We start from the raw sequence: 21312 nt of genomic DNA, 5'->3' as shown, positions 1-21312 counted from the left end.
CAGAAAAACAGATGGCGCTACCTCCATGTCGCTGCCGCTTGAAAGCGAACTTCTCCGAGCCTTCCTGGTCATAGCGGATACGGGGAACGTGACGCGCGCCGCGACCGTGCTCGGCCGCACCCAGTCCGCCATCAGCATGCAGGTCAAGCGGCTGGAGGAAGCCGTGGGCGCGCCGCTTTTCGAGCGCGGCCCGCGTGGCGTGACCCTGTCCGCAGAAGGGCGGCGCCTGGTTCCCTATGCCCAACGCATCGTCGGTCTGATCGACGAGACCGCGTCTGCGATGCGCTCCAAGCCGCTGGACGGACCGGTCCGCGTCGGCATCCCAGAGGAGTATACGCAGACGGTGCTGCCGCGGGCGCTGGCGGCTTTTGCCGAGTGCCATCCCGCCACCGAAGTCACCGTGCTTTGCGGACATTCGGCCCAGCAGGCCAGGGCACTGGAGAACGACGAGCTTGACCTCGCCGTCGTCTTCGACTGGCGCGGCACCCAGAGCGGCGACGTGCTTTGCGTCGACCCCACCGTGTGGGTCACCTCACGTGCGCACGAATTGCACCTGCTACGGCCGGTGCCGATCGCGGTTTATCGAAACTCCGACTGGTTTCGCGATTTCGCGCTCCGCTCGCTGCAGCAGCATACCATTCCCTATCGCGAGGCATTCAGTTGCGATACCTGCAGCGGGCTGGCAACCGCCGTGTCGGCGGGGCTCGCCATCGCACCATTGGCCCGCAGCAATATTCCGCCCGCCGCCCGGGAACTGACCCGCGAGGACGGTTTTCCGCCGGTGGATTCGTCACGCGTGGTGCTGAAGCGCAACCCGCATCGGTCGAGTGCGGCAATCACCAGCATGATGGAGGTCATCCGGGCGGCGTTTCAGCCGAGCGCCCTGGGGTAGCGGGCAGCCGGCAGCATTGCCGCAGCGGGCGAGAGGTTGCATCGACCGGCGGAACGACGGAAGATTGCTTCGACGCATGGGCGAGCCGAACGAAACCGGCTCGTGCCGGCGCAGATGGGACGAGCCGAATGGAGACGCATCCATGTCCGACGATTTCCACGCCTTCATCCAGAAACGTAAGGAAGTTGCCCGCGCCTACGTCAACGGCGATGCCGGCCCCCTTGAGGCGATCGCCGCCGCGACGTCGCCGGCCAGTTTCTTCCATCCACGGGGAGCGGTGGTGGAAGGCGCAGACGAGGTGCTCGCCCGCTACGTCGACGATGCCGCCTCTTTCGGTCCCGGCGGCGAGAGCGACATAGAGATCATCCACATGGGTCACGACGGCAAATTCGGCTATTGGGTCGGCTACCAGAATGCGACCGCACGCCTGAAGGGCCTCCCAGACCCCGTACCGATGCGCCTTCGCGTCACGGAAATCTTCCGCCGCTCGAATGGCCGATGGCAACTGGTGCACCGGCACGCCGACCTCGCCGACAAGGCTTGATACGCCTCTCCACCAGATCCAGACCAAGGACAACGGAAGCGCGCAACCGCGTCCGGGAAACGGGAATGTCGACGGCGGACTTGACTTCAACGCCCAACCGTCCGACTTCAGGAGCGGAAGGAAAAGGAGCCGCCATGAGCGAGACTGCGCGCACGACCATCGATCAGGCCGAAGTGGACCGTTTCTCGGCCATGGCTGCGGAATGGTGGGATCCGAACGGAAAATTCCGTCCGCTGCACAAGTTCAATCCGGTTCGCCTTGCCTACATCCGCGATGCCGCTTCGGCGCACTTCGGCCGCGATCCGAAAGCCCATCGTCCGCTCGAAGGCCTGCGCGTGCTCGACATCGGCTGCGGCGGTGGCCTTTTGTCCGAGCCCATGGCGCGCATGGGAGCCAGTGTCGTCGGTGCTGACGCTTCGGAGAAAAATATCGGCATTGCCAAGACTCATGCGGCCGGCAGCGGCATCGAGGTGGACTATCGCGCGGTCACGGCCGAGGCTCTGGCCGAAGCCGGCGAAAGCTTCGATATCGTCTTGAACATGGAAGTGGTCGAACACGTCGCCGACGTGGATTTCTTCCTTACCACCTGCGCCTCCATGGTGCGCCCCGGCGGCATGATGTTCGTCGCAACCATCAACCGTACCCTCAAGGCGGCGGCGCTGGCGATCTTCGCCGCGGAAAATGTGCTGCGCTGGTTGCCGAAGGGCACCCACCAGTATGAAAAGCTCGTGCGCCCCGAAGAGATCGAAAAGCCGCTCGGGGCCGCCGGCCTGTCGGTGACCGATCGTACCGGCGTCTTCTTCAATCCGCTTTCCAACCAGTGGAACCTGTCCAAGGACATGGACGTCAACTACATGCTGGTCGCACGCCGCGCCCAGGCCTGAGCCCGCAGCGCGCCGGCTGAACCACAGCCGTCGCCACCTCAGGGTTTCAGGGAGTGGACATGCGCCAGCAGATCCGCCTGATCAGGCGCATTGGCCTCGGCGAGCTGCCGCACGCGGCCACGGTCGATGACGACGCCCTCACCGGACGAATCGAACGCAGCCTTGAACGTGAAGGCAAAGGGGCTTGGCCCCTTGTCGTGCAGATGCTCCAGCCGTGCGACGCCGTCGGCCCAGGCCGGCCGCGTGCCCGCGTCGACCCACCAAAGCACCAGCGACGGCCAGCTCTGCTTGCGGTTCCAGTGGCGCGCATGCTTCAGCGCGTCGGCATGAACGCCGTTGTAGGAGAATGCCATCAGCGATTCCAGGTCCTGCCAGAGCGACAGGGACGACGGCCCGCTGTCGAGGCCGCTTGCTGCGATGAAGCGCGGGAAGACCTGCTCGCCCCAGCTTTCCGGCCCCTCGACACCGGCATATCTGGAGCGGCCGACAAAGCCCTTGGCCCTCTCCGCCGCCGCGAAATTTGCGGCCTCCCGAAGACGGAACCCTTCGACAGCCGGGCTCTCGTAGTCATCCACATGCAGGCCGAAATTGTACATCGCCAGATGATGGCGCGGCGCGGCAAGATGCGGCGCCATCGCTAGTTCTTGTCGTCAGGCAGGATCGGAAGCGGCGCGATCTCCACCCCTTCTTCTATCAGTGACCGCGCCTCCTCGGCCGTGGCCCGGCCGATCAGTCCGCGCTGTTCGCTTTCACCATAGTGGATCTTGCGCGCCTCTTCCGGAAAGCGGTCGCCGACATCTTCCGCGTTCGCCTTGATCGTCGCGACGATCTGGCGAAGCTTGTCCATCGCCTGCTGGTCGTGCGCGGTCATGACGGGATGCCGCCGTTCTTCCTTCTTGCGCGCAGTCGAGACCGACGGCGCCATCAGCCGCTTGCTGACGCGCGGCGAGCCGCAGGACGGACAGCTGACAAGCCCGCGCTCCTGCTGGCGGCCGAAATCTTCCGACGAGCCGAACCAGCCCTCGAATTCGTGGGCATTGTCGCAGACGAGGTCGTAGCGGATCACGCGGCAACGCCTCCTGTTGCGGTCTGTGCGATCTCCTCGACCGAAAAGGCCCGCCCGTTGCGGAGGTTCGGGATACGATCGCGCGCGGCCTTGACGGCGCCGATGTCCGCCTCGGCAATCACGATGGCCTCGCCGGTTCCGCCGGTCGAGGCGACCACCCTGCCCCACGGATCGATGACAAGGGAGTGGCCAAAGGTCTCGCGGCCGTCCTGGTGAACGCCCGCCTGTGCGGCCGCGATGATGTAGACGCCGTTCTCGATTGCACGCGCCCGGAGCAGCGTTTCCCAGTGCGCTTCACCCGTCTGCCGCGTGAAGGCGGCGGGGACCGAAATGATCTGCGCGCCCGCCTGCGCCTCGGCCTTGAACAGTTCCGGGAACCGTACGTCGTAACAGATGGCAAAACCGAGCTTGGCGAAGGGGAGGTCAGCGACCTTGGCGACATTGCCCGGACTGTAGACCGCGCTCTCGCGCCAGCTTTCGCCGTTGTCGAGATCGACGTCGAACATGTGGATCTTGTCGTAGGAGCAGATCCGCTGCCCGTCCGGCGCAAACAGGAAGCCGCGGTTTGCGACCTTGCCGTCCGAAAGCGCGATCGCGGTGGAGCCGACATGGAGATGGATGCCGAGTTCGCCCGCGAGCTCTGCGGCCTTGCGCACGATCAGGTCATCGCCTTCCGCCCGGAGGATGGCTTTCAGCCCCGCCCTGTCCTTCTGCACGGCACCGGTCATTTCCGGGGTCTGCACATAGATGGCACCCTGGGCGGCGGCCTCTCGAACGAGGCGTTCCATCGACTGGGCATTCACCTCCGGATCAATACCGGAGCACATCTGGACGGCGGCGATTTTCACGGACATCGTCTCTCTATCCCTCACGCCGCCAGCAGCGGATCCAGCTTGCCGTCACGATCGAGCGCATGCAGGTCGTCGCAGCCGCCGATGTGCTCGCCGTCGATGAAAATCTGCGGGAAGGTGCTGCGGCCGTTCGCGCGACCGATCATCTCCTGGCGAAGCTCCGGTGCATTGGTGGCATCGAACTCGGTGAAGACGACGCCCTTCGTTTCCAGCAGCTTCTTGGCGGCGCTGCAATATCCGCAAAACTGCCGCGTATAAATGTCGACCGAAGCCATTACAGCATTCTCCATAGCGATAGGCGGGTTCCTTTGTCCTTCATATATGGTCCGAAAGGGCCCTTGCAAAGGTCAAAACGCGGACCTCGCTCGCGCCGCCACGGATCATCGCCCGCGTTGCTGCGGCAACCGTAGCACCCGTCGTATAGACATCGTCGACGAGAAGGATGCGCTTGCCGGCCAATTCAACCCTGTTCTCCTCCGCAACCGAGAACGCTCCTTGCACATTCTCCCGCCGGGCATTTGCGCTGAGGCCGATCTGTTGCCGGGTTCTCCGCTTGCGCGCGAGCAGCCCGGTGGACAGAGGCTTGCCGGTCTGGTGCGCGATCGCCCGCGCAAGCTCCCCGGCCTGGTTGAACTTGCGCGCCAGCAGGCGGTAGCGATGCAAGGGTACCGGGACGACGGCATCACAATCTGCGATCAGGCCATCCGAAGCCCGCACCATCCATTGTGCCATCATCGGAGCTAGATCGGTGCGATCGCGATACTTCAGGCCGTGCACCAGATTGCGGGCGAGCCCGTCATGGACGACCGCGGAGCGCAGGCGCGTAAACGGCGGCGGATCCGCGATGGCATCGGCGCACAGGATGCCGGGACCCAGGTCGTGGGCGAACGGAAGGCCGAGCACCTCGCAATAAGGGCGCTCGATGAACCGCAGCGAGGACCAGCACTGTGCGCAGATGCCGGCATGGCGCCCCAGGATGACCTGGCAGCCCGGACAGCAAGGCGGATAGACGAAATCGAGCGCTCCCCGCGCTGCCTCACGCATGCGGCCCAGCATGGTCTTTCGAAAATTGCCGGGATCGGTTTGCCTCACGCGGTTGACATTCCTATCTCCATACCGCCTTTGCAGGCGAGACACGCCCCTCAGCGCATCGAACGAATGGAATGTTCCTTGGAAGCGATCTTCGATCAAGCCCTGGTTGAAACGAACCGTCTTCGCACGCTCAGATCAGAGGCACCGCCGGCCGATTTCCTGCTGAAGATTGCCGCAGAGGAACTTTCCGAACGGCTGGCCGTTGTCGAACGCCAGTTTGAAGCGGCCGCAGAAATTCACGGCTACACCGGCCTTGCCGCACAGGCGCTCCTTGCGACGGGCAAGATCGGAAAGGTCACCCGCATCGAGACCCATGCCGCGTTTGCAGCGCCCGGAGATCACTTCACCATCGCCCCGCTCGAACAGCTGCCGCTGGAGCCGGCGTCGATCAATCTGGCCGTATCGCCACTTTCGCTGCACCTGACCAATGACACGCCCGGCATGTTCGTACAGATCCGCCGCGCGCTGAAGCCGGATGGCCTCTTTCTCGCCGCCGTCCCGGGCGCAGACACGCTGCAGGAGCTTCGCGACGTGCTGCTGCAGACAGAGGTGGAAATGACCGGCGGAGCCAGCCCGCGCGTCATTCCCTTCGCCGACATCCGCGACATCGGTGCGCTGCTGCAACGCGCCGGCTTCGCCCTGCCGGTGACGGACAAGGAGACGTATACCGTCCGCTACGATTCGCTGTTTGAGCTGATGCGCGACCTGCGCGCCATGGGCATGGCAAACCCGCTTGCAGCCCGCAGCCGCAAACCGCCGGGGCGCGCATTTTTCCTCCGGGCAGCCGAACTTTATGCGCAGCGCTATTCCGATCCGGACGGCCGCGTGCGCGCCACCTTCTCGATCATCTATCTGTCAGGATGGGCGCCGCACGAGAGCCAGCAAAAGCCGCTGAAGCCCGGTTCGGCAAAGACGCGCCTCGCCGACGCGCTCAAGTCGAAGACGTTCGACTGACGTCAGCCCACGTTCACGATGGCATCGCGGATCGTGATGAACACGTTCAGGAGCTGGTCCCGGAAGGCGCTGAGGCCACCTAGTAGACCGATGGAAATAAGTGCCGCCAGCAAGCCGTATTCCACGGCCGTTGCCCCGCTGCGATCCTTCATCAGAGCTTTCAGCATACGCATTACGACCTCGCTCGTTATACTCTGACGTCCCGGCGCGCACGCCGTCGATTGTGAATGATACGCCGTCTCAGCAGCCGTTCTCGCCGACTATACAGACGGCACCGGGCATTTCCTGCAACACGCTCCGACGAACCGTGTAGCGCTTGCCTTCGCTGCGCTGGGGAACCGAGCCGGTCGACATCATGTCGAAGTCTTCCGGAGACTGCGCCAGCATGCGCGTGTTCGTCCGCGACGAAAGAACAGGCGCCAGCACGAGCGCCAGTGCGATCGCCGCCGTGCCGAACAGAAGCGCAAGGTTGAGCACGCCGATGCGGCCGTTGCCGGGAACCGACGTAAGATCCTTGTCCTGTACCGCTTTCCAGAATTCGTCGTCGCGCATTGTCTTGTCTCTCGATGGGACATCCTACCGGCGCCTGCATCCGGGATGCTTGCGCCTGCTCAAATGCCTTGCCTGCCGCGCACAAAATCAGGGTCAGCACGCGCCAGCGGGGTCATTTTAAGAGCAAGGGAATAAACGTTCGATTAACGAACGCTCGAAAAGGCGCCGAAGTGATCCAAAATCACAACAGGTCCATCAGATAGGGGATCAGCGGCTCGTCGGCCGGCGGCATCGGATAGTCGCGCAGCATTTTCGGCTTGACCCACTTCACCGCCTGTCCCTCCCGGCCATGCGCGGTTCCCTCGAACCGGCGGCAGACATAGAGGGGCATCAGAAGATGAAAGTCGTCGTAGCTGTGGCTGGCAAACGTCAGCGGTGCCAGGCAGGCGACCTTCGTGGTCACGCCGAGTTCTTCCTGCAATTCGCGGATCAGCGTCTCCTCGGGAGTCTCCCCGGGCTCCACCTTGCCGCCGGGAAACTCCCACAGTCCGGCAAGCGACTTGCCCTCTGGCCGCTGAGCCAGAAGAATGCGTCCGTCGGCATCGATCAGCGCGCAGGCGGCGACAAGCAGAATCTTGCGCGAGTGCGTCTCGGTCATCTCGCCACCGGGCCACGATAGATATAGCGGTAGACTTCGCTGAAGCCGGCCTTGCGATAGAGCGCGCTCGCCGCGTCGTTGTCGAGTTCGGCCTGCACCCACACACGCCTGGCGCCGCGCAGCCGCGCCCAGCGCATCGACGAATGCAGGATCGCCGTACCGATGCCGCGTCCGCGCGCCTGCGGAGCCACGGCCAGTTGCAGGACGCCGGCAAGATCGTTGTCGTGGATCGCGAGCGACACGCCCGTCGGGCCTGAATCCGGATCCTCGAAGATGAACAGCCCCGCTTCCGGAATGATCGCATTGATGATCTCGGTCAGCCCCGGCTTCAGCGCCGGGTCGTCACCGGAGACGCGAATGCGCGCATCGACGAAGCGGCCGACGTCGCGGCTCGGAAGATGCTCCAGCCCATCGGGATCGGTGGTCAGCGGTTCCGAAAGATCCGCAACCATGACCGCAGTCTCGCCCACATGACCCCAGCCCTTGTGATCCATCAGCGCAACGAGGGCGGGCGGCGTCAGCGGCGTCTGCCGCAACAGCAAGGGGCGCCCGTAGTCTGCAAAGCGCTTCGCCGCCTTCTCCAGCCGCACCGCCATGTCGCGGACGTCGGAGGGATCGAGCGGGTTGACGGAATTCAGCCGCTTGGAAGGATGGCCGGCATTCAGCCGGATCAGCCAGCTCCCGTCATACTGGGTGGAAGCTGCCGGCCAGGCGCGAAAGCCGACCGCTTCAAGCCGGCGAACGCTTGCCAGATCGGCCAAGGCATTCCTCTCCGTGAAGTGAAGGATGTCGGTATCGGTATCGGTCACGCTCATTGCATCCCAGTCTTCAGCTGCGGTAGTCGCCGTTGATCTCGACATACTCCTTGGTGAGGTCGCAGGTCCACACGGTCGCCTTGCCCGAGCCCAGGCCGATATCGACGCGGACGGCTATGTCCTCTTCCTTCATCACGGCGGAAGCAGCGGCCTCCGAATAGTCGGGATCGCGCTCTCCGTTCACGGCCACGCGGACGTCGCCGAACCAGATCGCCAGGCGGTCGCGGTCAGCCATCTCGCCGGATTTACCGACCGCCATCACGATGCGACCCCAGTTGGCGTCCTCGCCGGCGACGGCCGTCTTGACGAGCGGCGAATTGGCGATGGACAGCGCGATGCGCTTGGCGGCAGCGTCGCTCTCCGCACCTTCGACGGTGATTGCCACCATCTTGCGGGCGCCTTCACCGTCGCGCACGACCTGCAGCGCCAGGTCCTTCAAAAGATCGTTCAGCGCCGCCTTGAAATCGACCAGCGCCGGATCGGAGGGACCGGAGATGGCCTTCTGCCCGTCCGCCTTGGCCGCGCCCGTCGCAAAAAGCATCAACGTGTCGGATGTCGAAGTGTCGCTGTCCACCGTCACCGCGTTGAACGTCGGCTCGACGCCTTCGGACAGAAGCGCCTGCAGTGTTGCAGCCGGCAGATCGGCGTCGGTGACAACAAACGAAAGCATGGTCGCCATGTCGGGCGCGATCATGCCTGCGCCCTTGGCGATGCCGTTGATGCGGACGGTCACGTCGCCGATCCGGGCGGTGCGGGTGGCAACCTTCGGATAGGTGTCGGTGGTCATGATGGCCTTGGCGGCCTCGAACCAGAAATTGTCGGTCGCCGAGACGGCCAGCCCGTCGAGCACGCCGGAAAACTTGGTCGCATCGAGCGGCTCGCCGATGACGCCGGTGGAAGCGAGGAAAACCTCGCTTTCGCTGCAGCCGACCGCGCTCGCCGCGGCAGCAGCCGTCATCGCCGTCGATTCGCGTCCCTTCTTGCCGGTGAACGCGTTCGCGTTGCCGGAATTGACCACGACCGCACGCGCCCGGCCCGCCGGAAGGTTGGCCCGGCAGAAATCCACGGGCGCCGACGGACACTTGGAGCGCGTGAACACACCGGCGACCGAGGCCGGCTCATCGAACACCATCATCAGGACGTCGGTGCGCCCCTTGTACTTGATGCCGGCGGCGGCGGTCGCCATGCGCACGCCGCGGACCGGCGGCATCTCGGCATAGGATTTTGGAGCGAGCGGAGAGACGGAACCGGACATGAGACTTCCCGTAGGCAATGGAAGACCCGCCACGAGGGCGGGTCATTGGCAGGATTACTTGTTCTCTTCGGCAGGCTGGCTCTCCGCCGCCGGCTGAGGATTGTTGATCTCGTCGTAGGCCTTCTTCAGGGCCGGGTCTTCGATCTCCACGCTCGAAGCGGCCTTGGCAGCGTCGAGAAGTGCGACGTACTTGTCACGCATCAGAAGCTGGCGAACCTGCGGCTCGACCTGCTCCAGCGTCGGGGGCGCCTGCTTGCGCTTGTCCTCGATGAGAATGACGTGGTAGCCGAACTGCGTCTTGACCGGCTCCTTGGTATAGGCGCCCTTTTCGAGTGCGAACGCCGCCACCTCGAATTCCGGCACCATCCGGCCCTTGGTGAAATAGCCGAGATCACCGCCCTCGGAGGCCGCATCGGTCGACTTTTCTTTGGCGAGTTCGGCGAAGTCCTTGCCGCCGTCCAGCGCCGCGATGACGTCCTTGGCTTCCTGCTCGGTCTTGACCAGGATGTGGCGCGCCTTCACTTCTTCCTGCGGCTCGATCGCTGCGATTTCCTTTTCGTAGCGCGCCTTCACCTCTTCCGGCGTAATCGCGTCGACGACGTGTTTCTTGAAGTAGGCGTTGTGCAGTTCGCGCTCCGTCAGGAAGGCGACGCGCTGCTTGAACTGCTCGTCGTTCTCCAGGCCTTCCTTGGTGGCGCCGGCGGCGAGCACCTTCACGTCGATGATCGCCGACAGCGCGGCGACCTTCTTCTGCTCAGGCGGCAGGTTTGCCAACTGCGGGTCGAGGCCTGCGGTTGCGAGGTCGATTTCGGACTGGCGGACCTCGACGCCTCCGACCTTGGCCACAACCGGATCGGTGGCGTCCTGAGCCAGGGCCGAACCATGAGCGGCCGCGATCGCAATCAGCGCAACGGCTGCGAGCTTGCTGTATTTGAACATCCTCATAAACCTTTCAGGGTCCACCAATCTCGGATCGAAATCGGCTCTCAATCGGTTCAACAGCACCGGAATGTGGCGGTTGTGTAACCGAATGCGCCGTTGACATCATTCGACCCCCCTCTTATCTGTCACGCAATCCCGCGTCCAGAACGTTTCCGGGCGTTTCAAGTGGTTTGCACGCACCATCGTCGGCCCGAAAGAAGCGCCTTCGACAGAGAAGAAAGGACCATCCCGATGGTCAGCCTCGGCGGCCTCGCCCGCAAACTGTTCGGCTCGTCCAACGAGCGCCGTGTCCGTTCCTACAAGGACAGAGTCAACGCAATCAACGCTCTCGAGGCCGAAACCAAGGCTTTGACTGACGAGCAGCTCGCCGCAAAGACCGTCGAATTCCGCAAGCAGCTTGCGGAAGGCAAGACGCTGGACGACCTCTTGATCCCCGCCTTCGCGGTGGTGCGCGAGGCGGCGGTCCGCGTGCTCGGCCTTCGCCCCTTCGATGTGCAGCTGATCGGCGGCATGATCCTGCATGAGAAGTCCATCGCCGAAATGAAGACCGGTGAAGGCAAGACGCTCGTCGCGACCCTGCCGGTGTATCTCAATGCGCTAGCCGGCAGGGGCGTCCATGTCGTCACCGTCAACGACTACCTGGCGACCCGCGACGCGGGTCTGATGGGCAAGATCTACGGCTTCCTCGGCCTCTCGACCGGCGTGATCGTCCACGGCCTCGACGACGACCAGCGTCGCGCCGCCTACGGCTGCGACATCACCTACGCGACCAACAACGAGCTCGGCTTCGACTACCTGCGCGACAACATGAAGTACGATCGCGCCCAGATGGTACAGCGCGGCCACTTCTACGCGATCGTCGACGAAGTCGACTCGATCCTTGTCGACGAAGCGCGCACGCCGCTGATCATCTCCGGTCCCCTCGACGACCGTTCCGATCTCTACATTACCATCGACGCCTTCATCCCGATGCTGTCGGAAGAGGACTACGAGATCGACGAGAAGCAGCGCTCGGCCAACTTCTCCGAAGTCGGCACGGAGAAGCTGGAAGGCCTGCTTCGCAACGCCGGCCTGCTGAAGGGCGAATCGCTCTACGACGTCGAGAATGTCGCGATCGTCCACCACATCAACAATGCGCTGAAGGCTCATAAACTCTTTACGCGCGACAAGGACTACATCGTCCGCAACGACGAGATCGTCATCATCGACGAGTTCACCGGTCGCATGATGCCGGGCCGCCGCTATTCGGAAGGCCAGCACCAGGCACTCGAAGCCAAGGAAAAGGTGCAGATCCAGCCAGAAAACCAAACGCTGGCCTCCATCACCTTCCAGAACTACTTCCGCATGTACGAGAAGCTGGGCGGCATGACCGGCACGGCTTCGACAGAAGCCGAAGAGTTCGGCAACATCTACGGCCTCGAAGTGGTCGAGGTCCCGACAAACCTGCCGATCAAGCGCAAGGACGAGGACGACGAGGTCTACCGGACCGTCGAGGAGAAGTACAAGGCGATCATCGAGGAGATCAAGGACGCGCAGAAGCGCGGCCAACCGATCCTCGTCGGCACGACCTCGATCGAGAAGTCGGAATATCTCGCCGAACGACTGAAGATGTCGGGCGTGAAGAACTTCCAGGTCCTCAACGCCCGCTATCACGAGCAGGAAGCCTATATCGTCAGCCAGGCGGGTGTGCCCGGCGCCGTCACGATCGCCACGAACATGGCAGGCCGCGGCACCGACATCCAGCTCGGCGGCAACGTCGAAATGCGGCTGGAGCGCGAGCTCGCCGGCATCGAGGCAGGCCCCGAGCGCGATGCGAAGAAGCAGGCGATCGTCGAAGAGATCAAGCAGCTGAAGGAACAGGCGCTCGCAGCCGGCGGCCTTTACGTGCTTGCGACCGAGCGTCACGAGAGCCGCCGCATCGACAACCAGCTGCGCGGCCGCTCCGGCCGCCAGGGCGACCCGGGCCGTTCGAAGTTCTACCTGTCGCTGCAGGACGATCTGATGCGCATTTTCGGTTCCGACCGCATGGACGGAATGCTGCAAAAGCTTGGCCTGAAGGAAGGCGAGGCGATCGTCCATCCCTGGATCAACAAGGCGCTGGAGCGTGCGCAGAAGAAGGTCGAGGCGCGCAACTTCGACATCCGCAAGAACCTTCTGAAGTACGACGACGTTCTGAACGACCAGCGCAAGGTGATCTTCGAGCAGCGGCTCGAGCTGATGGATGCCGAGAGCATCGCCGAGATCGTCGAGGACATGCGCCACGAGGTGATCGAAAACCTCGTTAAGCTGCATATCCCCGCAAACGCCTATGCCGAGCAGTGGGACGTCGCCGGCCTGAAGAACGGCGTTGGCCAGTACCTCAATCTCGACCTGCCTGTCGAGCAGTGGGCTGCCGAGGAAGGCATCGACGAGGCCGACATCCTCAAGCGTGTCATGGAAGCCGCCGACCAGGCCGCGGCCGAGCGTGCCGAGCGTTTTGGCCCGCAGATCATGGCCTATGTCGAAAAGTCGGTCGTGCTGCAGACCATTGACCACCTCTGGCGCGAGCACATCGTCAACCTCGACCACCTGCGGTCGGTCATCGGGTTCCGCGGCTATGCCCAGCGCGATCCTCTGCAAGAATACAAGGGTGAGGCGTTCGAGCTGTTCCAGGCGCTCCTGGCCAACCTGCGCCAGACCGTCACCGCGCAGCTGATGCGCGTCGAACTGGTTCGCGAAGCCGCCGAGGCCCCCGCGCCGGCACTGCCGGAAATGGAAGGTCATCATATCGACGGCTCGACCGGCGAGGACGACTTCAATGAGGGCGGCTTCGTTGCCGTCGGCGTCGACCCGCAGGATCGCGACCCGCAGAACCCTTCGACCTGGGGCAAGGTCGCCCGCAACGAGCCGTGCCCCTGCGGATCGGGCAAGAAGTACAAGCACTGCCACGGCGCCTTCGAACAGGTCTGAGGCAAGCCGCACAGTTCAAAGTTTCGATGCCGCCTTCGGGCGGCATCGCTGCTTCCGGCAACCCTCCGCGCGCCGATCGGCGGTGGGTATCCCCGCCCACGCGATCTCTCGCAGCGGCTGCCCACTGTTTGTTAACCGTGATCTGGCATGACTACGCGGGTATTTTCTGTTTTGCGTAGTGTGCGGGTTCCTGTGTTCATGGCGGTGATTCAGTCGGCGGAGAAATTGCTGCCAAACGGTCTGCGCCGCAGGGTTGCCCCCGTCACGCGGCAGCTCGCCGAGGCATTTTCCGGCAACGCACCGCACAACCTCGCCCAGCGTATGGCCCTGATCGCGTTTGCGATCCGCGTGGCGAGCGCTGCCATCGCCTTCATCTCCCAGATCATCATGGCCCGCATGATGGGCGAGTTCGAATACGGCATCTTCGTCTTCGTCTGGGTTCTGGTGATCATCTTCGGCAACCTTTCCTGCCTCGGATTTCACTCGACTGTCATCCGCTTCCTGCCGCAATACAGTGCGCAGAACGCGCATCCGGAGATCCGCGGGCTGACGTCGGCGGCGCGAAATTTCTCGATGCTCTCGGCCACCGCACTCGCCACCGTCGGGCTTCTCGCGCTGTGGCTGCTGCGCGATCGTGTCGAGAGCTTCTATGTCGTCCCGGTCTTCCTCGGCATCTTCTGCCTGCCGATGATCGCGCTTGGCGACGTGCTGGAGGGCACCGCTCGCGCGCATAGCTGGGCGATCGCGGCACTCAGCCCCACCTACATCGTCCGCCCGCTCCTCATCCTCGTCTTCATGGTGGCCGCGGTGACGGCGGGCGCCGAACACACCGCCCAGACCGCAATGGCGGCCGCGCTGGCCGCGACCTACCTGACCTCGCTCGTCCAGTTCTTCGACGTCAGCCGACGTCTCCATCGCACCTACAGCCGCGGACCGCGCCGGATCGAGTTTTCCACCTGGATCAGGATGTCGCTGCCGATCTTCCTGATCGAGGGCTTCGGCTTCCTCCTGACCAATTCCGACGTCGTCGTCGTCGGCCTGGTTCTGGATCCGGAAAGTGTCGCGATCTACTACGCGGCGGCCAAGACGATGGCGCTTGTCCACTTCGTCCTGTTCGCCGTGAAGGCCGCCGCCGCACCGCGCTTCTCCTCCCTCTACGGTCAGGGCGACCGCGAGGGCCTTGCCGCCTTCGCCGGCGAGACGGTGCGCTGGAGCTTCTGGCCCTCTCTTGCCGTGGGCCTCGGTGTCCTGCTGGTCGGGCACTTCCTGCTCTCTCTGTTCGGCCCCGCGTTTACGGCCGGCTATGGCGTCATGGTCATCCTTTTGGTCGGCATCCTCGCCAAGGCCACCGTCGGCCCCGGAGAGGTCCTTCTGATGATGGCCGGACAGCAGAAGCTGTGCATGGTGCTCTATGCCGTGGCACTCGCGGCCAATATCGGCCTCAACGTCGCCTTGATCCCGCCCTTCGGTATCGATGGGGCGGCGATCGCCACAGCGGGCGCCATGGCGATCGAGGCGGCCCTCCTCTATGCCGCCGTGCGCCGCATGCTCGGCATCACCATCTTTGCGTTCGCAAGTCCGGCAACGGCTGCGGCACGACGAGACAGGACGGAATGACATGACCTTCATCTCGGGATCCGGAAACGAGGGACTGGGCGCGCCGCATGGCGCCGTTCCCGCCGCCGCACAACAGGCGCCCGCAGCCGACCATCGCATCCCGATCGGTCGTCCCGGCCGTTCGCTCTCGTTCTATCCGGCGATCGCCGGCTATGAGCTGCAGCAGGAACTGGACTTCCTGGCGAACCGAGCGGTAGAGCCGAACGTCTTTTTCACCGGCCGCTTCCTCGCCCCCGCCATGCCGCGGCTGGAGGATCGCACGGTACGGCTTTCCCTGATCCGCGACGAGGACGCGCGCCGCAGCCGGATCCGCTTCCTGATGCCGTTTTCGATAGAACGTCCGGGCTTTTCCGTCGGAACGGCCATCATCCGGGCCTGGTCCAATCCCTTCGGCCCGCTCGGCACGCCGCTCGTGGATGCCGAGGAGGCGGCGGAAACGATCGACAATCTCTACGAGGGACTGGCGGAGGCCGGCAACGGCCTGCCGCCGATCCTCGTCTTGCCCGATTTGCGCCTCGACGGCCCGTTCGCAGCCCTTGCCCGTGCCGTGGCGATCGGGCGCAACCTTCCCCTCACGGTCGCCAACACCTATCGCCGGCCGATGCTCGAAAGCCTGCTCGACGGCCAGGCCTACCTCAAGCGCGCGATTTCGCCCCAGCATTTCAGAGAGTTGCAGCGCCAGTGGCGCAAGCTGGAGATGATGGGCAACGTCACCTACCACGTCGCCCGCCAGCCGGCCGAAATCCGCCAGCGGATGGAGCAGTTCCTGCTGCTCGAAGCCGCCGGCTGGAAGGGCCGCGGCCGCACCGCGATGATAAACGATCGCTACCGCGCAGCGTTTGCGCGCGAGGCCATCACCAATCTCGCCGAGACCGACAGCGTGCGCATCCACACGCTGGACTTCGACGGCAAGGCCATCGCCTCGATGATCGTCTTCCTCGCCGGCGGCGAAGCCTATACCTGGAAGACCGCCTATGACGAGAGCTTCGCCCGCTTCTCGCCGGGCAAGCTCCTGGTCGCACAGCTGACCGAGTGGCACCTGGACGATGCCAACATCGTCCGCTCTGATTCCTGCGCGGTACCGGATCATCCCGTCATGAGCCGTTTCTGGGAGGAGCGGGAGGAGATGGGAACCCTCATCATAGGCCTTCAGCAGAACCGCGACCGCGACGTGCGCCAGGTCGCGACGCAGTTGCACCTCTACCGCAACACCCGCAACGTCGCCCGCCTGCTGCGCGACAAGATCCGCGCGCTGGCCAAGCGTTAGACCCTGCGATTCGGTGAGCGATCAGGCGCCGGCTTGCGTCTCGGCCATCGCCTGTTCGCGCAGAAACCGCCGGATGACCTTTCCTGATGTCGTCAGCGGCAGCGTATCGACAAAGGCGACCTCGCGCGGATACTCATGCATCGACAGCCGCGTCTTCACCCAGTTGCTGATTTCGGCCGCGAGCGCCTCGCTGGCGGCAAACCCCTGGCGGAGCAGGACATAGGCCTTGACGATCTCGGTTCGGATCGGGTCGGGCTTCCCGACCACGGCGGCAAGCTGCACGGCGGGGTGGCTTGCCAGACAATCCTCCACCTCGCTGGGGCCGATGCGATAGCCGGACGAGGTGATGACGTCGTCGTCCCGGCCGATGAAAGTGATATAGCCTTCATCGTCCATCCGTCCGAGGTCGCCGGTCGTCATCCAGTCGCCGATGAACTTGCGCTCGGTGGCGCCTTCGTCGTTCCAGTAGCGCAGGAACATGACGGGGTCGGGGCGCCGCACCGCGATCTGCCCGGCCGTATCGCGCGGCAGTTCCCGGCCGTCCGCATCGATGACGGCGACCACATGCCCGGGCACGGCCTTGCCGATCGGCCCCGGCCGCGACACGCCAAGGCTGCCGATGGATCCGATGACGATGTTGCATTCGGTCTGGCCGTAGAACTCGTTGATGGTGATGCCGAGCGTGCGGCGCACCCAGTCCCACGTCTCCCGCCCGAGCGCCTCGCCCGCGGTACCAATGGTCCGCAGCTTCAGGTCGTAGTACCGGAGCGGATCTTCGACGCTCTTCATCAGGCGCAGGGCGGTCGGCGGAATGAAGGCGTTGCGCACCTCCATCTCCGCCATGATCCGGTAGGCCATGTGCGGATCGAACTTCTGCCCCGGCGACGAAACCACCGGCACGCCGAGCAAAAGCGCAGGCAGGAGCACGTTCAGGAGACCGCCTGCCCAGGCCCAGTCCGCCGGCGTCCATATCCGATCGTCAGGCTGCGGCAGGAACTCGTGGTGCATCTGGAAGCCCGGCACGTGGCCGAGAAGCACCCGGTGGCCATGCAGCGCCCCCTTGGGCGGTCCGGTGGTGCCCGACGTATAGATCATCAACGCCGGGTCGTCCGGCCCGCTGTCCACCGGGACGAACGGTTCGCCGGCCCCCACCTCCATCGCGGCAAATGGAACCGCGCCGTCCTGCACCTCGCCCTCGGTCACCACGACGAGGGAAAGCGCTTCGAGGCCGTCGCGAATGCCTGTCAGGCGCTCGAAACCGAAGGCGTTGGTGACCACGGCGCGCACGCCCGCATCGCGGAGACGGAATTCCAGCGCATCGGCGCCGAACAGCAAGGCCAATGGCAGCGCGATCGCCCCGAGCTTGTAGATGGCAAGATGCGCGATCACCGTCTCGAAGCCCTGCGGAAGCAGGATCGCCACCCGGTCTCCCGCTCCTATGCCCTTTTCAGCCAGTCCGCGCGCGAATGCCGACGAGCGCGCCGCAAGCGTGCCATAGGTCATGCTGAGGTGCAGGCCGTCCGGCGAGAAATGCTGAAGGCAGACCCGGTCAGGCTCCCGCGCGGCCCAGACGTCCGCCACAGCGGTGCCTATATTGAAGCGTTCAGGTATCTGCCAGCGGAAATCCCGGCAGAGCTCCTCGTATGTCGACCGTTCGGCAAGCATGCTGCAATGCGTCTCCCTCGCTGCATTGCAGTAGCATTTCACCCCGCCGGGCGGCAATGGGGACGCGGCGCCGCCGACACCTCAGCCGGCGGAAAGCTTCGATTCGACCGCCTTGACGCCAGCGACGGAGGCGGCAATGGCGATGGCGCGCTCGATCTCCTCCGGCGAGCCGACGCGCCCGGTCAAAAACACGGTCCCCTTTTCGCACGTCACGGCCACGTCGGAGGGATCAATCGTGCCGGCGGCGGCCAGTGCATCGGCCACCGCCGTTTCGAGCAGCGCCGGATGCGGTCCGTCGAAGTGCTCTGGGACCTCGCCGTGAAACGTACCTTCCTTGAAAACCATGGATTCCTCCGTCGTTTGCCGTTGCGGCCGGTTCCGCCAGGACGCTCCCGGCGACGTTATCAAGGCCGCGGGGAAGCCGATATACAATCGGAATTTTTCCTGTAATCCTGCCACGTCAAGGGCATTCCCAAACTTCAGGCGTAGCAAAGGCCCCATGAAAGATCGCGATCTCCACGAAATCACCCTCTGGCTCTCCCGCGAGGGCTATCAGGGCACCGACGAGGGCGACCTGATCGCCGGCTTCTGCGAACGCTGCAACGAAAAGGGCCTTCGGATCGGCCGCGCGCTGGCGATCATCGACACGCTGCACCCCGATTTCGAGGGCCGGTCCTTCCATTGGGACAGCGCCGATCCGGAAATGGAGGTGCGCGAATACGAAGCGATCAGCGACGACCATAGCCGGCAGGCCTGGCGGTCGTCGGTCTTCTACCATCTGATGACGACGGAGGTCGACGAAGTCCACCGCCCCTTTGCCAGGGGCGCGGCGACGGACTACGCCAACATGCCGGAACTGAAGGCCGCCGGCCACACCGATTACCTGGCAATGATCCATCGCTTCACAGAGAATGGCCGCGTTGGCGAAATGGACGCCTTCTTTTCCAGCTGGTCGACGCGCGCCGCCGAAGGCTTTAGCGACGACGATCTGCGTGCCCTGCGCATCCTCGTGCCGACGCTGGCGCTCGCGATCAAATGTGCGTCCTCGATCCGCATCATCGGCACGCTCGCGGAGGTCTATCTCGGGCGGGATGCTGGCGCGAAGGTTGTCAGCGGCCGCATCAACCGCGGCGAGGTCGAGAAAATCGAGGCAGTCATCTGGTTTTCCGACCTGCACAATTACACCAGCATTTCAGACCGGACGGAGCCCGAGCACATCATTCCGTTCCTCAACGACTACGCCGAACTTGTGGTCGGCGCCATCCACGACCACGGCGGCAGCGTCCTGAAGCTGATCGGCGACGGCGTGCTGGCGATCTTCCGCTCCGGTGACCGGCAGGCCGATTGCGTGGCAGCGCTCGACGCCGAGCGCGCCGTGCACCGCAACCTTACCGAACTCAACGCCAGGCGCCTTGGCGCGGGCATGCCCGCCACCGAGGTCTATCTCGGCCTCCACGTCGGCGACGTTCTCTATGGCAACATCGGCAGCCGCGGCCGGCTGGATTTCACCGTCGTCGGCCCCTGCGTCAACCAGGTCAGCCGCATTTCGGCGCTCTGCACCTCCGTCGACCGGAACGTCCTGATGTCGCGCGACTTCGTCGACGCCTGCCCGCCGGCGCGGGCGGCCGACATGGTCTCCCTCGGCCGCTACGCGCTGCGCGGCGTCGGGCGCGCGACCGAGCTGTTCACCATCGACCCGGAGAGACGCTGATGGGGAACGCGGCGGGACAGCCCGTTTCTGGAACCCGCTTCACAGTGATGCGACCACATGCGGCCACACTTCGGCCGCCCCGCGATAGATCATATGCAGGGCCACGTAGAGGATGAGGGCGAGGCCGACATAAGCGATCCAGTGATGGCGGTTGAGAAGGCGGGCAATGTAGTTCGCCGCAATGCCCATCATGGCGATAGAAAGGGCCAGCCCGATCACGAGCACGGTCGGATGTTCGCGCGATGCTCCCGCCACGGCGAGCACGTTGTCGAGCGACATGGAGACGTCGGCAACGACGATCTGCGTCGCCGCCTGCGTAAACGACTTCTTCGGCACAGAAACCGTATCCGCCGCAGTGTGCTGGCCGTCGCTGACCGCGGCACGCAGTTCCCGCCACATCTTCCAGCACACCCACAACAGAAGAATGCCACCTGCCAGAAGCAGGCCGATGATATCGAGCAGCTGGACCGTAACGCTGGCGAGCCCGATGCGCAGGACCGTGGCCGCAATGATGCCGACGAAAATCGCCTTCTTGCGCTGCGCTGCGGGGAGGCCGGCAGCGGCAAGTCCGATCACGACCGCGTTGTCCCCCGCCAGCACCAGATCGATCACGATGACCTGCAGGAGAGCCAGCAGGCCGGCGGACGTGAAGATTTCCATGATGAATGCCCTATGAGGAGTGTCGCGCGAAAGCAGTAGAACCGCTGCGAAACCCGCGCAAGCAAGCTTGTGCAACGTCCAGTCTGTTGACGTGAGGTCCGCCAGGGCACCTGACGACGCATCTCAACGCCATCGCCCGGCGTGATAGACGGCTGCGATCCTGCGGTCCCCTATTCGACCTCCGCAACGCCCCCCTTTAGTCGCTCCGCCCGTTCCCTGTCGGCCTTGCCAAAGGCGGTCATGATGTTCACCAGCACGCTTACTGTCCATCCGAAGGTGAACAGGCCCGACATGGCGATGATCGGCCCGATCAACCTCCAGTCGTCGGGCAATCGGACTGTGCCATCGCCCAGCGTCGTATAGCTCTGCAGAACGAAGTAGTAGCTGTCTCGAAGGGTCGGAACGATGCCCAGCAATACCAGAGGGGTTGCCCAGAGCAAAGTCTCGGCGAAATGCAGCAGGGCGAGGGATCCGATGGTGACGGCCAGCAGAAGATCGAGCCGCCAGAGGGCAGTGGCACCGGTGACGTGAACCCAGGCCCTGTTGAACCGCCGGTTTATCGTTCGAATGCCGGCGCCGTGCACGAAGATGACGACAATCATCGTCAGCGTGCCCAGAATGACTTCCAGGATCGGATTGGGGGTTGAAATCGCGTCCATCGTCAAATCCCTTTGGTCCAGCGTCGCGGGGACGATAGCGCGTGTCGCCGATTATGTCTTCAACACGACGCCGTCAGAGGTGGCTCGCACCGGGGCCGGCGCGATGAGACGGAGCAGCGCTGCGCAAAGGCTAGACAAGCGGGGATCACCGCAGCCAAACAATAAAAATCAAAATTTAGGTAAGCAGTTGGTGCCCCATGCCGGGACACAGAAATCGAACGGAAACAATCTGCTAGCGGATTTCTGGACACGAACCCACGCTATTTAATCATTATGTTTTTTTTAAAAGTGTCCAGTGCTGCACATCGGCGCCGAGCACGAGATTGACTGATGCGAGCG

Annotated in this window: 23 protein-coding genes; 8 read left to right on the top strand and 15 right to left on the bottom strand. The window is 64.1% G+C overall.

Translation table 11 applies throughout. The features are described from left to right. Positions 1 to 25 precede the first annotated feature (25 nt). From CRO48_RS27465 to ubiG, 3 genes are all read left to right on the top strand, one after another. Complete coding sequence (locus CRO48_RS27465; protein WP_097142892.1) at positions 26 to 892, top strand: LysR family transcriptional regulator; 867 nt, start codon at positions 26 to 28, stop codon at positions 890 to 892. A 142-nt stretch (positions 893 to 1034) separates the two neighbouring features. Continuing rightward, positions 1035 to 1436 (top strand): YybH family protein, encoded by a 402-nt coding sequence (locus CRO48_RS27460; protein ID WP_097142904.1) that lies wholly within the window; start codon positions 1035 to 1037, stop codon positions 1434 to 1436. 134 nt (positions 1437 to 1570) lie between these two features. Next, positions 1571 to 2320 carry a bifunctional 2-polyprenyl-6-hydroxyphenol methylase/3-demethylubiquinol 3-O-methyltransferase UbiG gene (gene ubiG, locus CRO48_RS27455; RefSeq protein ID WP_097142891.1) on the top strand — a complete coding sequence of 250 codons (750 nt, stop codon included), beginning with the start codon at positions 1571 to 1573 and terminating at the stop codon, positions 2318 to 2320. Positions 2321 to 2358: 38 nt separating this feature from the next. Here ubiG and CRO48_RS27450 read toward each other — a convergent pair whose 3' ends face one another. Genes CRO48_RS27450 through CRO48_RS27430 form a run of 5 tightly spaced genes read right to left on the bottom strand, consistent with a single transcriptional unit; the run spans position 2359 to position 5293 of the window. Continuing rightward, a complete protein-coding gene (locus CRO48_RS27450; RefSeq protein ID WP_245423688.1) occupies positions 2359 to 2955 on the bottom strand; it encodes a DUF3291 domain-containing protein in 597 nt (198 codons plus the stop codon). Positions 2956 to 2957: 2 nt separating this feature from the next. Further along, positions 2958 to 3386: a DUF1178 family protein gene (locus CRO48_RS27445; RefSeq protein WP_097142890.1), complete on the bottom strand. Its 429-nt coding sequence runs from the start codon at positions 3384 to 3386 to the stop codon at positions 2958 to 2960. Then, the gene (locus CRO48_RS27440; RefSeq protein WP_097142889.1) at positions 3383 to 4240 is read right to left on the bottom strand and encodes a carbon-nitrogen hydrolase family protein; all 858 of its coding nucleotides are present in this window, start codon (positions 4238 to 4240) and stop codon (positions 3383 to 3385) included. The genes CRO48_RS27445 and CRO48_RS27440 overlap by 4 nt, the downstream gene beginning before the upstream one ends. 14 nt (positions 4241 to 4254) lie before the next feature. Next, the gene (gene grxC / locus CRO48_RS27435; RefSeq protein WP_097142888.1) at positions 4255 to 4512 is read right to left on the bottom strand and encodes a glutaredoxin 3; all 258 of its coding nucleotides are present in this window, start codon (positions 4510 to 4512) and stop codon (positions 4255 to 4257) included. Positions 4513 to 4552: 40 nt separating this feature from the next. Then, entirely contained in the window at positions 4553 to 5293 is a 741-nt protein-coding gene (locus CRO48_RS27430; RefSeq protein ID WP_097142887.1) for a ComF family protein, read from the bottom strand. Between the two features lie 114 nt (positions 5294 to 5407). Between CRO48_RS27430 and CRO48_RS27425 the strand changes: the two genes are divergently transcribed. Next, complete coding sequence (locus tag CRO48_RS27425) at positions 5408 to 6283, top strand: methyltransferase domain-containing protein (RefSeq protein WP_097142902.1); 876 nt, start codon at positions 5408 to 5410, stop codon at positions 6281 to 6283. 2 nt (positions 6284 to 6285) lie between these two features. On the opposite strand, the gene CRO48_RS27420 is transcribed toward CRO48_RS27425, so the two are convergent. The 6 genes from CRO48_RS27420 to CRO48_RS27395 form a co-directional block, all read right to left on the bottom strand. Next, positions 6286 to 6456 carry a Flp family type IVb pilin gene (locus CRO48_RS27420; protein WP_097142886.1) on the bottom strand — a complete coding sequence of 57 codons (171 nt, stop codon included), beginning with the start codon at positions 6454 to 6456 and terminating at the stop codon, positions 6286 to 6288. Positions 6457 to 6523: 67 nt separating this feature from the next. Beyond that, positions 6524 to 6835, bottom strand: coding sequence for a hypothetical protein (locus CRO48_RS27415; protein WP_097142885.1), 312 nt, complete (start codon positions 6833 to 6835; stop codon positions 6524 to 6526). Between the two features lie 181 nt (positions 6836 to 7016). Next, positions 7017 to 7433, bottom strand: a complete 417-nt coding sequence (mutT, locus tag CRO48_RS27410; protein ID WP_097142884.1) for an 8-oxo-dGTP diphosphatase MutT — start codon at positions 7431 to 7433, stop codon at positions 7017 to 7019. Next, positions 7430 to 8248, bottom strand: coding sequence for a GNAT family N-acetyltransferase (locus tag CRO48_RS27405; protein WP_097142883.1), 819 nt, complete (start codon positions 8246 to 8248; stop codon positions 7430 to 7432). The genes mutT and CRO48_RS27405 overlap by 4 nt, the downstream gene beginning before the upstream one ends. Before the next feature lie 13 nt (positions 8249 to 8261). Further along, positions 8262 to 9503: a bifunctional glutamate N-acetyltransferase/amino-acid acetyltransferase ArgJ gene (gene argJ / locus CRO48_RS27400; protein WP_097142882.1), complete on the bottom strand. Its 1242-nt coding sequence runs from the start codon at positions 9501 to 9503 to the stop codon at positions 8262 to 8264. A gap of 54 nt (positions 9504 to 9557) precedes the next feature. Further along, complete coding sequence (locus CRO48_RS27395) at positions 9558 to 10442, bottom strand: peptidylprolyl isomerase (RefSeq protein ID WP_097142901.1); 885 nt, start codon at positions 10440 to 10442, stop codon at positions 9558 to 9560. 234 nt (positions 10443 to 10676) lie between these two features. Here CRO48_RS27395 and secA point away from each other — a divergent pair, with 234 nt between their 5' ends. From secA to CRO48_RS27380, 3 genes are all read left to right on the top strand, one after another. Further along, positions 10677 to 13394 carry a preprotein translocase subunit SecA gene (secA, locus tag CRO48_RS27390; RefSeq protein ID WP_097142881.1) on the top strand — a complete coding sequence of 906 codons (2718 nt, stop codon included), beginning with the start codon at positions 10677 to 10679 and terminating at the stop codon, positions 13392 to 13394. A gap of 198 nt (positions 13395 to 13592) precedes the next feature. Continuing rightward, the gene (locus CRO48_RS27385) at positions 13593 to 15011 is read left to right on the top strand and encodes a lipopolysaccharide biosynthesis protein (RefSeq protein WP_097142880.1); all 1419 of its coding nucleotides are present in this window, start codon (positions 13593 to 13595) and stop codon (positions 15009 to 15011) included. Between the two features lies 1 nt (position 15012). Then, positions 15013 to 16278: a GNAT family N-acetyltransferase gene (locus tag CRO48_RS27380; protein ID WP_097142879.1), complete on the top strand. Its 1266-nt coding sequence runs from the start codon at positions 15013 to 15015 to the stop codon at positions 16276 to 16278. Positions 16279 to 16299: 21 nt separating this feature from the next. Here the strand turns inward: CRO48_RS27380 and CRO48_RS27375 are convergent, their stop codons facing one another. Beyond that, the gene (locus CRO48_RS27375; RefSeq protein WP_097142878.1) at positions 16300 to 17943 is read right to left on the bottom strand and encodes an AMP-binding protein; all 1644 of its coding nucleotides are present in this window, start codon (positions 17941 to 17943) and stop codon (positions 16300 to 16302) included. Between the two features lie 81 nt (positions 17944 to 18024). Further along, positions 18025 to 18288, bottom strand: coding sequence for a BON domain-containing protein (locus CRO48_RS27370; RefSeq protein WP_097142877.1), 264 nt, complete (start codon positions 18286 to 18288; stop codon positions 18025 to 18027). 154 nt (positions 18289 to 18442) lie between these two features. On the opposite strand from CRO48_RS27370, the gene CRO48_RS27365 reads away from it, so the two are divergent. Then, a complete protein-coding gene (locus tag CRO48_RS27365) occupies positions 18443 to 19654 on the top strand; it encodes an adenylate/guanylate cyclase domain-containing protein (RefSeq protein WP_097142876.1) in 1212 nt (403 codons plus the stop codon). Positions 19655 to 19693: 39 nt separating this feature from the next. On the opposite strand, the gene CRO48_RS27360 is transcribed toward CRO48_RS27365, so the two are convergent. Both CRO48_RS27360 and CRO48_RS27355 read right to left on the bottom strand, forming a co-directional pair. Continuing rightward, on the bottom strand, positions 19694 to 20314 hold the full coding sequence (locus CRO48_RS27360; protein WP_097142875.1) for a TerC family protein: 621 nt from the start codon (positions 20312 to 20314) through the stop codon (positions 19694 to 19696). 170 nt (positions 20315 to 20484) lie between these two features. Then, positions 20485 to 20973 (bottom strand): ion channel, encoded by a 489-nt coding sequence (locus CRO48_RS27355; protein WP_097142874.1) that lies wholly within the window; start codon positions 20971 to 20973, stop codon positions 20485 to 20487. Positions 20974 to 21312: the final 339 nt, after the last annotated feature.

Source organism: Rhizobium subbaraonis (assembly GCF_900220975.1).
Taxonomy (GTDB): domain Bacteria; phylum Pseudomonadota; class Alphaproteobacteria; order Rhizobiales; family Rhizobiaceae; genus Mycoplana; species Mycoplana subbaraonis.
Note: the sequence above shows the minus strand (reverse complement) of the source record. Positions and strands in the feature narration are given on the sequence as shown.

What these genes read in the sequence shown, in the direction of transcription:
- CRO48_RS27465 (WP_097142892.1), top strand. Translation starts at nt 26, where the DNA reads ATGTCGCTGCCGCTTGAAAGCGAACTTCTCCGAGCCTTCCTGGTCATA.
- CRO48_RS27460 (WP_097142904.1), top strand. Translation starts at nt 1,035, where the DNA reads ATGTCCGACGATTTCCACGCCTTCATCCAGAAACGTAAGGAAGTTGCC.
- ubiG (WP_097142891.1), top strand. Translation starts at nt 1,571, where the DNA reads ATGAGCGAGACTGCGCGCACGACCATCGATCAGGCCGAAGTGGACCGT.
- CRO48_RS27450 (WP_245423688.1), bottom strand. Translation starts at nt 2,955, where the DNA reads ATGGCGCCGCATCTTGCCGCGCCGCGCCATCATCTGGCGATGTACAAT.
- CRO48_RS27440 (WP_097142889.1), bottom strand. Translation starts at nt 4,240, where the DNA reads ATGTCCGTGAAAATCGCCGCCGTCCAGATGTGCTCCGGTATTGATCCG.
- grxC (WP_097142888.1), bottom strand. Translation starts at nt 4,512, where the DNA reads ATGGCTTCGGTCGACATTTATACGCGGCAGTTTTGCGGATATTGCAGC.
- CRO48_RS27430 (WP_097142887.1), bottom strand. Translation starts at nt 5,293, where the DNA reads ATGCTGGGCCGCATGCGTGAGGCAGCGCGGGGAGCGCTCGATTTCGTC.
- CRO48_RS27420 (WP_097142886.1), bottom strand. Translation starts at nt 6,456, where the DNA reads ATGCGTATGCTGAAAGCTCTGATGAAGGATCGCAGCGGGGCAACGGCC.
- CRO48_RS27415 (WP_097142885.1), bottom strand. Translation starts at nt 6,835, where the DNA reads ATGCGCGACGACGAATTCTGGAAAGCGGTACAGGACAAGGATCTTACG.
- mutT (WP_097142884.1), bottom strand. Translation starts at nt 7,433, where the DNA reads ATGACCGAGACGCACTCGCGCAAGATTCTGCTTGTCGCCGCCTGCGCG.
- CRO48_RS27405 (WP_097142883.1), bottom strand. Translation starts at nt 8,248, where the DNA reads ATGAGCGTGACCGATACCGATACCGACATCCTTCACTTCACGGAGAGG.
- argJ (WP_097142882.1), bottom strand. Translation starts at nt 9,503, where the DNA reads ATGTCCGGTTCCGTCTCTCCGCTCGCTCCAAAATCCTATGCCGAGATG.
- CRO48_RS27395 (WP_097142901.1), bottom strand. Translation starts at nt 10,442, where the DNA reads ATGTTCAAATACAGCAAGCTCGCAGCCGTTGCGCTGATTGCGATCGCG.
- secA (WP_097142881.1), top strand. Translation starts at nt 10,677, where the DNA reads ATGGTCAGCCTCGGCGGCCTCGCCCGCAAACTGTTCGGCTCGTCCAAC.
- CRO48_RS27385 (WP_097142880.1), top strand. Translation starts at nt 13,593, where the DNA reads ATGGCGGTGATTCAGTCGGCGGAGAAATTGCTGCCAAACGGTCTGCGC.
- CRO48_RS27380 (WP_097142879.1), top strand. Translation starts at nt 15,013, where the DNA reads ATGACCTTCATCTCGGGATCCGGAAACGAGGGACTGGGCGCGCCGCAT.
- CRO48_RS27375 (WP_097142878.1), bottom strand. Translation starts at nt 17,943, where the DNA reads ATGCTTGCCGAACGGTCGACATACGAGGAGCTCTGCCGGGATTTCCGC.
- CRO48_RS27370 (WP_097142877.1), bottom strand. Translation starts at nt 18,288, where the DNA reads ATGGTTTTCAAGGAAGGTACGTTTCACGGCGAGGTCCCAGAGCACTTC.
- CRO48_RS27365 (WP_097142876.1), top strand. Translation starts at nt 18,443, where the DNA reads ATGAAAGATCGCGATCTCCACGAAATCACCCTCTGGCTCTCCCGCGAG.
- CRO48_RS27360 (WP_097142875.1), bottom strand. Translation starts at nt 20,314, where the DNA reads ATGGAAATCTTCACGTCCGCCGGCCTGCTGGCTCTCCTGCAGGTCATC.
- CRO48_RS27355 (WP_097142874.1), bottom strand. Translation starts at nt 20,973, where the DNA reads ATGGACGCGATTTCAACCCCCAATCCGATCCTGGAAGTCATTCTGGGC.